Origin of the sequence: Pseudomonas sp. Irchel s3h9, assembly GCF_900187475.1 — a bacterium.
Lineage (GTDB): Bacteria > Pseudomonadota > Gammaproteobacteria > Pseudomonadales > Pseudomonadaceae > Aquipseudomonas > Aquipseudomonas neuropathica.
Genome location: NZ_FYDH01000017.1, coordinates 83,759 through 96,650, shown reverse-complemented (window position 1 = coordinate 96,650; position 12,892 = coordinate 83,759). Strand labels below are relative to the sequence as shown.

At 55.4% G+C, this 12,892-nt stretch carries 13 protein-coding genes; 11 read left to right on the top strand and 2 right to left on the bottom strand.

What is annotated here, in order from left to right; all coding sequences use genetic code 11:
- The first annotated feature begins 18 nt into the window (after positions 1 to 18).
- The 6 genes from CKW26_RS24800 to CKW26_RS24770 all read left to right on the top strand — a co-directional run bounded on the left by CKW26_RS24800 (position 19) and on the right by CKW26_RS24770 (position 4,909).
- The gene (locus tag CKW26_RS24800) at positions 19 to 492 is read left to right on the top strand and encodes a YmfL family putative regulatory protein (protein WP_095050508.1); all 474 of its coding nucleotides are present in this window, start codon (positions 19 to 21) and stop codon (positions 490 to 492) included.
- The gene (locus CKW26_RS24795; RefSeq protein WP_064392759.1) at positions 489 to 854 is read left to right on the top strand and encodes a hypothetical protein; all 366 of its coding nucleotides are present in this window, start codon (positions 489 to 491) and stop codon (positions 852 to 854) included. Before CKW26_RS24800 ends, CKW26_RS24795 begins: the two co-directional genes overlap by 4 nt.
- A 75-nt stretch (positions 855 to 929) precedes the next feature.
- A complete protein-coding gene (locus CKW26_RS24790) occupies positions 930 to 1,163 on the top strand; it encodes a hypothetical protein (RefSeq protein ID WP_095050507.1) in 234 nt (77 codons plus the stop codon).
- Positions 1,164 to 1,165: 2 nt separating this feature from the next.
- Positions 1,166 to 3,964 (top strand): toprim domain-containing protein, encoded by a 2,799-nt coding sequence (locus CKW26_RS24785; protein ID WP_095050506.1) that lies wholly within the window; start codon positions 1,166 to 1,168, stop codon positions 3,962 to 3,964.
- Positions 3,965 to 3,980: 16 nt separating this feature from the next.
- Positions 3,981 to 4,274, top strand: a complete 294-nt coding sequence (locus CKW26_RS24780) for a hypothetical protein (protein ID WP_095050505.1) — start codon at positions 3,981 to 3,983, stop codon at positions 4,272 to 4,274.
- A gap of 359 nt (positions 4,275 to 4,633) precedes the next feature.
- Positions 4,634 to 4,909, top strand: a complete 276-nt coding sequence (locus CKW26_RS24770; RefSeq protein WP_095050503.1) for a pyocin activator PrtN family protein — start codon at positions 4,634 to 4,636, stop codon at positions 4,907 to 4,909.
- Between the two features lies 1 nt (position 4,910).
- Here the strand turns inward: CKW26_RS24770 and CKW26_RS24765 are convergent, their stop codons facing one another.
- Positions 4,911 to 6,035, bottom strand: coding sequence for a site-specific integrase (locus tag CKW26_RS24765; protein WP_095050579.1), 1,125 nt, complete (start codon positions 6,033 to 6,035; stop codon positions 4,911 to 4,913).
- 102 nt (positions 6,036 to 6,137) lie between these two features.
- Between CKW26_RS24765 and dusA the strand changes: the two genes are divergently transcribed.
- Both dusA and CKW26_RS24755 read left to right on the top strand, forming a co-directional pair.
- Complete coding sequence (gene dusA / locus CKW26_RS24760; protein ID WP_095050502.1) at positions 6,138 to 7,148, top strand: tRNA dihydrouridine(20/20a) synthase DusA; 1,011 nt, start codon at positions 6,138 to 6,140, stop codon at positions 7,146 to 7,148.
- 27 nt (positions 7,149 to 7,175) lie between these two features.
- Positions 7,176 to 7,595, top strand: coding sequence for a DUF2388 domain-containing protein (locus tag CKW26_RS24755; RefSeq protein WP_245397991.1), 420 nt, complete (start codon positions 7,176 to 7,178; stop codon positions 7,593 to 7,595).
- Here CKW26_RS24755 and CKW26_RS24750 read toward each other — a convergent pair whose 3' ends face one another.
- Complete coding sequence (locus CKW26_RS24750; protein ID WP_095050500.1) at positions 7,596 to 8,429, bottom strand: undecaprenyl-diphosphate phosphatase; 834 nt, start codon at positions 8,427 to 8,429, stop codon at positions 7,596 to 7,598. It abuts the gene before it with no gap.
- Between the two features lie 585 nt (positions 8,430 to 9,014).
- Between CKW26_RS24750 and CKW26_RS24745 the strand changes: the two genes are divergently transcribed.
- From CKW26_RS24745 to CKW26_RS24735, 3 genes are all read left to right on the top strand, one after another.
- Complete coding sequence (locus CKW26_RS24745) at positions 9,015 to 9,755, top strand: winged helix-turn-helix domain-containing protein (RefSeq protein ID WP_095050499.1); 741 nt, start codon at positions 9,015 to 9,017, stop codon at positions 9,753 to 9,755.
- A gap of 279 nt (positions 9,756 to 10,034) precedes the next feature.
- On the top strand, positions 10,035 to 10,667 hold the full coding sequence (locus tag CKW26_RS24740; protein ID WP_093433774.1) for a winged helix-turn-helix domain-containing protein: 633 nt from the start codon (positions 10,035 to 10,037) through the stop codon (positions 10,665 to 10,667).
- Positions 10,668 to 11,058: 391 nt separating this feature from the next.
- Positions 11,059 to 12,453 carry an undecaprenyl-phosphate glucose phosphotransferase gene (locus tag CKW26_RS24735; RefSeq protein ID WP_095050498.1) on the top strand — a complete coding sequence of 465 codons (1,395 nt, stop codon included), beginning with the start codon at positions 11,059 to 11,061 and terminating at the stop codon, positions 12,451 to 12,453.
- Positions 12,454 to 12,892 lie beyond the last annotated feature (439 nt).

Below are 12,892 nucleotides of genomic sequence, written 5' to 3'. Positions count from 1 at the left end.
AACAGGGAAAAGTAGAAGTTGAAAAGTCCAATCCTAGACACTCGCAAAGAAGTCATGAGCGAGATCATCCGCAGTTACGCTGGCGGACGCGAAGCCGCTGCTGCGCGCTTGGGTCTGAAGCTCAAAAAATTCGACAACCATGCCTACGAAAATGCTGGTTGCAGTCCCCTCAGCGACTTACAAGTTTTCATGCTCGAGCAGGACTGTGGAACTCAGCACCTCCCTACTTACGTCGCCTCGATGTATGGGGGACTGTTCGTACCGGTGGCCGATCCTGAAACGCTCGACAATGTCGAACTCTACAAACGCTCCGTGCAGGTTTCTGCAAAGCGAGGGTGTGTTGATCAAGCAATTGCCGCCGCTCTTGAAGACGGTTCGATCAGTGATGAAGAAGCCGAATTCATCATGGACGCGCATAACCTCCACGTAGCAGCAAGGCACGCAGAAGTGCTGGCTGCCATCGCTCTCTACCGCGCAGGAAAGGCTCAATGAACAATTTGTCTGCAGTACCGGAATACCAGGATGTCCTGCAGAGCGCCGCGCTGGCGTTTCTTGAGCGTCACCACTGCGAACACCTGAGCGACGATCAGCAACTGTTCAGCCGGGCTGTTCAACACCTGGTCGCAGACTATGACGTGCAAACGCAGGTCGCTGAAAAAATCGTTCACCTGGCAGGCACCACCATGGTCGCCGTTCGCGATCGGCAACGCCTGAACATCCAGAGCAGCACGTCGACGCACACCGTGATCGTTGATCCGGTGACCGGCCGACAATGGGCCGTACCGGTCAGCCTCATCTATGAGCGAATCATCAACGCGCCGGACCTTGGCCGCTTTCGCTTAGCCAACTCGTAACACCAACCCTCAAACAAACACCTGCCCCGCACTCCGTGGGTTTGGGTGAGCTGCGCCCGAAATCGAGGTTTCAAGATGGGAAACGCCGTAATTCTGACCACCCAGCTGCCACCTGCAGAGGCCGAAGCACTTCTGGCTGCGATGCGTGAGCAGTACCGCTTGAGCCTCAACAACTACTGGTATGCGGATGAGTACCGGTATGTCCCGCAAGAAAAACGGCACAGCTCGATCCTCGAAAGAACTCCGGTGATGGCCGCCCAGAAACGCCTGATGGCCGCCCTCTCCCTCAGCCTCAAAGCAGTGAAGTAATCATGAAAGAAGATCTCCGCCACGACGTGTTGCAACGCCTCCAGTTCGATTTCGGACTGAAGCACCGCGTAGGCACCGATTACATGCGCGGTGGCACCTGCCCCAAGTGCAAGAAAAAGGAGCTGTATTCCCGATTCGATACACCATGGATGGTGATCTGTGGTCGCCCGGAAAAGTGCGGCCATACCCTGCATGTGAAAGAGCTGTACGACGACCTGTTTGAAGACTGGAGCAAGCGTGCGCCGTCTACGGACCAGCACCCCAACGCCACTGCACGGGCTTATCTGGAGTTCGCCCGGGGCTTTCGATTTGAGTTGATCCAAGGCTGGTTCACGCAGGAAAGCTTCTACTCGCCCGAACACAATGCCGGCAGCGCCACCGTGCGTTTCGCCCTGGAAAAAGGCGGCTGGTGGGAACGGCTGATCGATCAGCCGCACCGTTTCGGCAAGATGAAGGCGCGCTTCAAATCCAAGGACAGCTATCGCGGCGTCTGGTGGTGCCCCCCTTGCGTCGACCTGCTCGAGGTAAAGGAAATCTGGATTGTTGAAGGGATCTTTGACGCCATCGCTCTGGTACACAACGACATCGCGGCCGTATCGGCCATGTCGTCCAACGCGTTCCCCGGGGACTCGCTCAAGGCCCTGATCAAAACCCGTGAAGACGGCAAGCTGCCTAAGTTGGTTTGGGCGCTGGACAACGAACCTAGCGCCAACGCCTACACCCGGCGCTGGGTCCGCGAAGCCCGAGCCCTGGGTTTCGTCTGCGAATCAGCACAGATCCCGCAACGCGATGGCCGCAAGTCTGATTGGAACGACCTGCACCAGCGCTGGAGCTTCATTCAGGACGATGCCAAGCGCGCCGAACAGATCGCTTCGGACCTTAAACAGGCCCGCCATCAGGGCGCCCTGCTGCTGGCAGAAAGCGCAGCGGAAAAGGCATTGCTCATGTACGACTGGAACAAGCGCGGGGAATTTCACCTGGGTTTTGGCAGTCGTCTGTACTGGTTCAAGCTGGACATGGAGAAATTCAACCGTGCCATGTCCGACATCGAGGACAGCGAGAACCACGACGACCAGCTGCTCAACCAGGCGCAACAGCGCGAGAAGGCACTGCAGCAGTCCGGTAGCGTCGTAGAGATTGCCAACTGCTACCCGCAAGCCCTGTACTTTCAGCGCAACGAAGTCACCGACGAGTCCTGGTATTACCTGCGCGTGGACTTCCCCCACGACTCCGAAAGCGTGAAAAACACCTTCACCAGCGGCCAGCTGTCCGCCGCCAGCGAATTCAAAAAGCGCCTGCTCGGCATGGCCGCCGGTGCCATGTTCACGGGAAGCGGCCAGCAGCTCGACAAGCTGATGAAGGACCAGCTGTTCGGCATCAAAACCGTGTCGACCATCGACTACGTGGGCTACAGCAAGGAATACGCCTGCTACGTCTATGGCGATATCGCAATCAAGGACGGCACCACCTACAAGGTCAACAGCGAAGACTATTTCGAGTTCGGCAAGCTGCGTCTGAAAACCCTGCAGAAAGGCGTCCCGATCAAGCTGCAGCGGGACGGCAAAGACTTCAACGAGCAGTGGGTGCGGTTGCTGTGGACCTGCTTCGGCGCCCAAGGCTTCGTCGCGCTGGTGTTCTTTTTCGGCTCGCTGTTCTGCGAACAGATCCGCGCGCGTTACCAGTCATTTCCGTTTCTGGAGGCCACCGGTGAAGCCGGCGCCGGCAAGACCACCCTGCTCAACCTGCTGTGGAAACTGCTCGGCCGCGAGGGTTACGAAGGGTTCGACCCGATGAAGTCGACCAAGGCGGGTCGCTCGCGCCTGATGGGCCAAGTCTCCGGCATGCCGGTGGTGTTCCTCGAGGCCGATCGCCACAGCGACGATCGGGCACACGCGAAGACCTTCGAATGGGATGAGCTGAAAGACTTCTACGGCGGCGGCACGCTGGCCACCAAAGGCGTCAAGACAGCAGGCAATGAGACGTACGAACCGCCCTTTCGGGGAACGATCGCCATCAGCCAGAACGCGGCGGTGATTGCCCACGAAGCGATCATGACGCGCATCGTCAAACTGCACTTCGTACGCCCGACCGTGACCCCGGAGAGCCGTGCGGCCGCTGATCAGTTGAACGCACTGGACGGCGGCACCCTCAGCCACTTCCTGTTGCGCGCCGTGGGTAAGGAGTCCGCGGTACTGGATCTGTTCGCCCAGCGCATACCCGAACACGAAGCGAAGCTGCGCCGCCTGCACACGCATTGTTTTGCCTGCAGTACGGCCTACGTCAGCGACCAGGGCAACTGCACCAGTTGTGGTTATGACCTGCGCGGCTATATCCGCGTGGAGCGCATCAGCAAGAACCACGCTCAGTTGCTTTCGCTACTCGATGCACTGCGTCTGATTCTGAAACTGGATGAGCCTCAAATAGCCGCGACCCAGCGCCAAATCGTCCGCATGGCGATTGAGCGCCAGGCTTCGATCAGCTCCGACCACCCGGCCGTTGCTGAATTCTGGGAAGTCTACGACTACCTCGAATCTCTCAACGATGACCCCTTGGTTGATCACAGCAGTGACCCGAGCGTCATCGCGATCAACCTCAACGAATTCAGCGAACGAGCTGCTGAACACAAACAGAAACTGGCGGACGTGGCCACCCTGCGTGACCTACTGAAAGAGTCCCGCTCGCACAAGTTTCTGGAAGCAAACAAGGCCGTACATAGCGCAGTCCGCGCAGCCATGAACAGCAGGACACCCTTGGCGCCGGGTCGCCCTACCACAGTCAAGTGCTGGATCTTCAAAGCGTGAAAAGGAGGCTACACCGATGCAAATCCAAGTCTTTATGGGCAATGCCGGCGACGGCAAAACAAGCATGCTGCGGGAGATCCAGAACCGGATGGAAGGGATCGGCGAATGCCAGCCGGTCATTCAGGCCGGTGCTTATGGGGAGGACGGACTGCTGCAGATTCTTGAGGTTCGTGCCGCAGGTGGCCAACGCGAAATCCTAGTGGACGCGTGCAGCCCACAGCAGATTTTGAGAGTACTCGAATGGCAGTCCTGCACTAAGGAAGATCCGAAGTACGCGGGCCTAATCATTCACCTGGCCCGCCAGGACTGACGAAAAAAAGAAGCGATGTCGAGGAGTTGCACCTCCCCGACATCAACCACCACCGAGGGCAACACCATGGAAGTAAAGCACCAAAGCGGCAGTGATTCGAAGGCTAACACACTCAACAACAGTGACCCCCACACGCGGCATCTGATGGCTATCAGAATCGTAGGTACAGCACTGTTTGATTATCGGGTACGGAAAACCGAAGTAGCGCGTATCCGTCTTGAATGCCTTACCACATTCGCCAAGGAGTTGGGCGACATCGACGCGGCAGAGTTCGCTGTTGTCGCTCAACTACTGGCTGGCAACTCAACAGCCAACCTAACCCCAATTGATCGACCTCACTCACTCGAAGGAATCGCACTATGAAAACGTTGTTTGTACTGATGGCTCAATACAATGGCCAAGTGGTAATTCCGCTGGATCGAGTGTGTCAGGATTATTTCACGCATCTGACAACAGACATGTTCCAACGCAAAGTGGGGGCCGGCCAGATAAAGCTCCCTATCACTCGCATGGAGCCGAGTCAGAAAAGCGCGAAAGGTATTCATATTGCAGACCTGTCGGCTTACCTAGATGAGCAGCGCGCTGCAGCAGTCAAAGAAAGTAACCAACTGAACAGCGCGCCGCGCAGCAGGTAACTCACTTCAACGTTTTGGCGCCCAGCTTTACGGGCGCCTGCAGGATGCGCTCGAACCACTCCCAAGTTGCATAAACATCCCCTCGCCCGCGCAGGTGGGTATAACGGCGCATCGAGTTCCAATCTCGATGTCCCGATACACTCGCCACTCGCGGAATATCCCAGTCCATTTCGAAAAGCCGGCTGACGCCTTCGTGGCGCAGATCGTGAAAGTGCAGATCTGCGATGCCCAGGATTTTGCAGGCCCTTGTCCAGGACGTGGACACGGATTCAGCGCTGTAAGGAAAAATCTCAGGCAACACTCTAGGCATGGTCTGAAGTATCGCCCATGCTTCTGGCGGCAAATGACACCAGACGTCGTTACCGATCTTCTGGCCTGGATTCTTCATGTCACGAACCAGCACCCGCTGGCCCGCTTCGTCTAAGTCATCCCATAGGATCCGAGTGATCTCTTCTTGCCTACGCGTGGAAAACAACGCGAAACCCGTCAGCTTAAGCATGTTGATAGAAGTTGGACGACGGGTTTGGATATCCCGGAAGTGTTTAAGCAGCTTGTCGAGTTCGTCTAGGGTGGGCCGGCGATCGCGTTCGCGGCTTTTCATGTTGTAACCGAGCTTTTTTAATACTCGGCGCGCGTCCACCATTGCATGCGGATCCACCTCATAACCCCATGCGGGTCGAGCGATCGAGAGAACCGCGCCCAGGTGTGCGAGATCGTTGCCAGCGGTCTGAGGCTGAACGCCCCCACCCTCCTTGCCCATGCGCCATAACGCATACTCGACCAGGTGCTGGCTGCTTATATCTCTGTCGTTCAACTTTCCCAGGTAGCACTCGCTAATTGCCTTCAACGTACCGAGCTTCGTTTTCCCGAGAGGGCGCGCCTTGGTCATTTCAGCCAAGTAGCGATCGATCATTTCCTTGATCGTCGCACCAGGTCGGTTCGCCCGCTCGATCGCACCTGGTTCGTCCAGCTCGGTTTCTCTTTTACGCACCCAAGCCTGTGCGGCCTGTTTTCGGGCGAAGGTCTGACTCTCTTGGTAAACTTGCACCCCATCGCGAAACAGGCGTATCTGTGCCGTGTAACTGGTGCTGCCGTCGGTGCGTTTCCGTGCTCTGATCGTGGCCATAGTCAACTGGTACAATTTGAAAAGTGATTGGTACATTGTACCAACCGACCTTCGAAAACGCCTATTTACCCCCTGAAATCGGCCTAGAACACGTAGAGCAAAATGGTACATAAATCAGCTACATACCCAACAAACACAGGCTCTACGCTGTCTAGAAGGTTCTCCGTTGCGCCCATGATGGATTGGACTGACCGCCATTGCCGTTTCTTCCTACGCCTCCTGTCGAAGAACGCTCTGCTCTACACCGAAATGGTCACCACCGGCGCGCTCCTCAATGGTGATCACGAACGTTTCCTCCGTCACAACGAAGCCGAGCACCCTCTCGCGCTGCAGTTGGGCGGTAGCGTCCCATTGGATCTGGCCGCCTGCACCCGCATGGCTCAGGAGCACGGTTACGACGAGGTAAACCTGAACGTCGGCTGCCCAAGCGATCGTGTGCAGAACAACATGATCGGCGCGTGCCTGATGGGTCATCCGCAACTGGTGGCGGATTGTGTGAAGGCAATGCAAGACGCTGTGTCGATTCCGGTGACGGTGAAGCATCGCATCGGCATCAACGGTCGGGACAGTTACGCGGAGCTGTGCGATTTCGTCGGCACTGTTCGCGATGCCGGGTGCACCAGTTTCACCGTGCACGCGCGGATTGCGATTCTGGAGGGGTTGTCGCCGAAGGAGAATCGCGATATTCCGCCTTTGCGCTATGACGTGGCGGCGCAGCTGAAGGCGGATTTTCCGGGGTTGGAGATTGTGCTGAATGGCGGGATCAAGACGATGGAGGCTTGCCATGAGCATTTGCAGACGTTCGACGGTGTGATGTTGGGGCGTGAGGCTTATCACAATCCGTATTTGCTGGCGGAGGTGGATCAGCAGTTGTTCGGCAGTTCGGCGCCGGTGATCAGTCGGGCTGAGGCGTTGGCGCAGTTGCGTCCTTATATAGCCGAGCATTTGCTGGCCGGTGGGGCGATGCATCACATCACGCGCCATGTGCTGGGCTTGGGCACGGGGTTCCCGGGGGCGCGGAAATTCCGTCAGTTGTTGTCGGTGGATATTCACAAGGCCAAGGATCCGCTGGCGTTGCTGGATCAGGCGGCCGAGTTGCTTGAAGGTCGTTGATTGATGGTTTGAGTGTGCGGGCGACGCATGAGCGTTGCCCGCTGTTTTGTTGTACTGACAGGATGTCTTTTGTTTATGCCCGCGTTTACTTTTTCTGCTTTCAAGCGCTTCACCCTCCTCGCCTTGTTCAGCTTCACTTCCGACGTTTATGCGCACTGCGATGGCTTTTGTATGGGCCGTACCGATACGCCGTGGGAGGTGACGCAGTTTTCCGGCTTCACCCTGGTGTCTTTATTCCTCGCGCCTATTTCGTCTAGCCAGGAAACGACCGACAGCCATAAACGTGTTTACTCTGCTGAAGAACAGGAAGACGCGCGACTCTATCTGGCCAGCGACGGCATGCTGCAGGCCGCGTATTTCACCTCGGCCTTGCAGCGCTATCGACAGGAGTCGCCGGATTCGGCGTTAAACGATCTCGCCGTTGCGGCGTTGATCAGCGCTCAGTGATCAGGCGGCCGCTGCGGCGGTCCAGTTGACCCAGCCAAACAGCCACGTTGCCAGAATCAACAAACCAAACGCGATCCGATACCAGGCGAACGCGGCGTAGCTGTGGTTGGCGATAAACTTGAGCAAGCCACGCACGGCGATCATCGCAAAGATGAACGCGGTGACGAAGCCGAGGGCGAAGACTGGCAAGTCGTTGGGCTGGAATAGATCGCGGTATTTGTAGCCGGAGTACACGGCGGCGCCGACCATGGTGGGCATGGCGAGGAAGAACGAGAACTCGGTGGCGGCTTTGCGCGACAGGCCGAAGAGCAGGCCACCGATGATGGTCGAGCCGGAGCGCGAGGTGCCGGGAATCATCGCCAGGCATTGTACGAATCCGACTTTCAGTGCGTGGGACCAGTGCATATCGTCGACGTGTTCGACGCTGATCACATGGCTGCGCTGTTCGGCCCACAACATGATGATGCCGCCGACCACCAGTGCCACGGCGACGGTGATCGGGTTAAACAGGTATTCGTGGATCGCGTCGGCGAACAATACGCCCAAGACCACGGCGGGCAGAAAAGCGATCAGCAAGTTGAGGGTGAAGCGTTGTGCATTACGTTCGGTGGGCAGGCCTTTGATGATGTCGAAGATCTTCGGTCGAAACTCCCAGACGACGGCAAGAATGGCACCCAGTTGAATAATGATGTTGAAGGCCATGGCGCGTTCGCCGCCGAATTCCAGCAAGTCGGCGACGATGATCTGGTGGCCGGTACTCGAGATCGGCAAGAACTCGGTCAGGCCTTCTACCGCACCTAATATCAACACCTGGAAAAGGGTCCAGAAATCCATTAATCCTCCGTCAGAGCGCTCTTGGTGAGCGACCGGGTAATAACACTCAGGGGTTGAGTATCTGAAGTTACACAATTGGCGTATATGAAGATCAAAAGATCGCAGCCTTCGGCAGCTCCTACATTTTGAAATGCATTCCCCTGTAGGAGCTGCCGAAGGTTCGGGCCGCGATCGGACGATCTTTTGATCTCAAAGAATAGGTCTTATGAATTGCCACACTCAAGCCATGTTAATAATCGTCGGCCGACGAACTACGCAGAAAATATTTAGGTCTTTTGCAAAAAAAGTTGCTCTGACAATAAAGTGTGATCAAAATCACATTATTCAGAGATGGCCAGACAGTGGCAGATAGACATAGAGATAGCCATCGCAATAAGCTCAAAATAGTGGCACCATTGCATATCGCCACCATCTAAGCAGTAGTTCACCCCTCCGAGAAAATCAACTAAAAGCTTGAAAAGCTTAATTATTGTTAGAAAACTCGGGAGCCACGTCTAAAAATCGCGTGAATGTTACCAATTGTCAGTCACAGATGAGAACCGGTGCTTTAACATCCCGATGTCAGCACTTAATTCGAGTCAATGCATGATGCTCTCAGCGAACTTAGCGACTAGAAGCCCGCGCCCGACAAACGACGAACCTGGTGTTCTTACTCTGGGTCGTACCCGTGGCGTGGCTGAACATTTCAAAGCGCTAGTCGCCCAGCATATACGTACCGATATGGCGCTCGAAGCCAGCGCGTACACTAGTTCATATCAGTTGAATGGACAGTCTGGTTCGTATCGAGCGATCTTCCTGGTTATCGACAGCCCTCAGGCCCTCGAAGACAATCTTGCCCTGATCGAGAACCTGCGCAGCGACAACTTGAAACCGATCATTTGCGCGGTCATCACCGGTCGCGGCGCCTTCAACAAGATCAAATATTATCTGGCTGGCGCGGATGTTTGTATCAAGCTCAATACCCTTTCCGACGATGGCGCCGAGTTGCTGGGCGAGTTCTTCAACAGCGAAGAATGGCAACGCGATATCGATCTGACGCTTGATCCGACGCGTATCTGCCTGATGGGCACCAGCAAGAAACTCGATATCTCGTTTGCCGAAATGAAGATCCTCGAAGCCTTCGCGCAAACCAGTAATCACATTCTGAGCCATGATGAAATCGCCAGCATCATGGGCCTCAACACCAATTTCTACGACCCTCGAGCGCTGGAGAAGTCAATCAGTCGCTTGCGTGGAAAAATCAAGGACATGTATGGTACAAACGCGATTCAGAGCATTCGCGGCTATGGCTATCGCCTGCTGCGGGGTCTGATATCGACTGCCTGACTCTCGGGCAGCCATCCCATTTGCATACGTACGAAGGATCGTCTAATGCAACCATATAGCTCCCGTTCTGCTTCACGCCTGTTTGAAATCAAGCAATTGAATGAGCGCGACAACACGCCCCATAACAATAAAACTCCATAACATAGCAGCAGATCGAGTGGAATTTATCGAGGGCCAATCTTGGGCCCAGACCCTGCCTATCGATTACTTCCGAGGAAGTCATTGCTCGCCTGCCGATTTATCTTTTAGCCAATTTTGGTATGTATTCAGGAGAGAGACATGGAAACTAGTACAACCCTCCCAAGGAAATATTTTGTTGTCGTGACTCACAGTACAACGTCGCAACGCGAACTGGAGAGCATGCTGTCCAGTGAACGTTTCAATTCGTTTGAAGGGGTTGATTCGCCCTCTTCCGCTCCAATGGTGATGGAGTTCACATATCCAGGCATCAGTCGAAAAAATATCCCGCGCAGTATCGAACACGATACTCAGCGAATAGTGGCCACGCTCGAGTCCGAATGGCGCGCCGCGCAATCGGCTAATCCTTTCCAGAATGTCCCGGTCATTACCGGGGAATCCCGCAACATGCCACCTGCCGTTGAAGGTGATATGCCCGGCAATGAAACCTGGCATCTCGACCCCGCTCAGGGTGCACTGGTCAAAGAAGATGTCGAAATCAGCCTGACTGGCCTGGAAACAGCACTGGTCAGAAAAATGCTCAGCCATGAAGAGCGTGTTGTCAGTCGTGACGAGCTGATTCTCAGCATCGGTCGAGAACCGGAACAATATCGCGGCCTGGAAATGTGCTTGAGTCGCCTGCAAGACAAATTCAAAAGCGCCAGTAATGGTGAGCGACTGTTTCGTGCTGTCAGAAACCGCGGTTATTGCCTGATTCAGGAAGTCGTCGCGTAACCCCGCAAGACCTCCACGAACAGAACAAACAGAAAAAAGTGCGATTACAAAAACAACAAGAGCACTCTGTTTGGCTTGATCTTCCTCCCTGAAGTAAATATTCCCTGCCTCCACCCTCCAACAGTAACAAATACAACATACTTTATTCACCCCTCGCTCTACGACCTTTTCTAACACCCTTCTATTTAATTATTAAAAAGTTGGCACTGTGCCATCTTGTTAGAACTCGTCAGACACCATTCCAGCCAATAACTTAGTCTATTGACTGACGACAGTTCGGCATATCGATGTTGTTACCTCAGGACACTCGTTAAAACAAAAACAATAAGTCTGCATAACAACTCGGATTTCAACTGTTGAAACCTGAATGGACGTCTTTTGGGGATACCGTATGGATCTTTCTTTAAGTATCAATCGAAGCACAGGCCTCAAGGGACTGACCTTTTGGGGCCAATGGGCGCTGGCACAAGGCTTTGTCGTGACGCTGTTGTTCATACTCGCCGAGCAGCACACCGGGACGGTCGCGTTCTACTACCGGATGTGTGCAACCCTGGCGGTACTGGCGTCGGTGCCGGCGTATACGTTTAGCGGTGTTTATCGCAAGCGTGACAACTACCTGACCGGTCTCGGTCGGTTGTTCATGGGTTGGTCGATGACCATGGCGGCGCTGGCGTGCATCGCCTTTGTCTGCCAGGCCGATGAGCTGTTTTCGCGGCAGGTGATTCTGAGCTGGGCGGTGTATGGCTTCCTCGGTCAGGCGTTTCTCTACGCTCCGCTGCATGCGTTTTCCAAGTACTACCAACGGTCGCGTAAAAGCGAGCACAAGACGCTGATCGTCGGCACCGGCGAACTGGCGCTGGGTCTGGCAAAGAAGCTCAGCCAACTGGAAAATCTGCCGTTGGTAGGTTTGGTCAGCAATGGCGATGTGTCTGCACTGGATTCCGATGCACCGCGTGTGGTCGGCGATCAGGAACAGTTGTTGGAGCTGATCGAGGCGCATGACATCCGCCGCTTGTACATCACCCTGCCGCTGTGTGAAGCCGCGAAAATCGAGGCGATTTATGGTGCCTTGCTGGGTGCCAACGTCGACGTGGTGTGGGTGCCGGACTTGAACAGTCTGACGCTGCTCAATCACTCGGTGAAGGTCGTGGACGGTCTGCCGGCGATCTACTTGAACGAAAGCCCGCTGACCAGTCGCCCTACCGCTGCTTTGAGCAAGAGTCTGGTGGAAAAAACCGTGGCGTTTCTGGCGATCATCGCGCTGAGCCCGATCCTGCTGATCATTGCGCTGGCGGTGAAGATCAACTCGCCAGGCCCGGTGTTTTTCAAACAGGATCGGCATGGCTGGAACGGCAAGGTGATCAAGGTCTGGAAGTTCCGCTCGATGCGTGTTCACGATGACCGTGACGTGAAGCAGGCCAGCCGTAATGACTCGCGCATCACCGCAGTCGGTCGCTTTATTCGCCGCACTTCGCTGGATGAACTGCCGCAACTGTTCAACGTATTGCAGGGACATATGGCCCTGGTCGGCCCACGCCCGCACGCCGTCGCGCACAACAACTACTACTCGGGGAAAATCCTCGCGTACATGGCGCGTCACCGGATTAAACCAGGGATCACCGGGCTGGCCCAGATCAGCGGCTGCCGGGGTGAGACGGACACCATCGACAAGATGCAGAAGCGTGTCGAGATTGACCTGCAGTACATCAACAGCTGGTCGTTGTGGCTGGATCTGAAGATCCTGGTGAAGACACCGTTTACGTTGCTGTCGAAAGATATTTACTGAGGTTCGAAGCTGGATACCGCAAGGGGACGAAAGTCCCCTTTTTTGTGCCTGGGATTTGAGGATGGAATCGGATCTTGGATGGATGCAAAAACTGTGGGAGCGAGCCTGCTCGCGAAAGCGGCGGGTCAGGCAATGATGATACTGACTGTGCTGACGCCTTCGCGAGCAAGCTTGCTCCCACAGGGATTTGTGTTTGGCTCACGCCTTGTGGCTAGACACATAACCTGTGGGAGCTGGCTTGCCAGCGATGGCGGTGGGTCAGCCAATATCAATATTGAATGTGCCGACCTCATCGCTGGCAAGCCAGCTCCCACAGGGATTCGGGATTGGCTCGGGATTTGTGGCGTGACAAATAACCAATGTAGGAGTGAGCCTGCTCGCGATGACGGTGTGTCAGCCAATATCAATATTGAATGTGCCGACCTCATCGCTGGCAAGC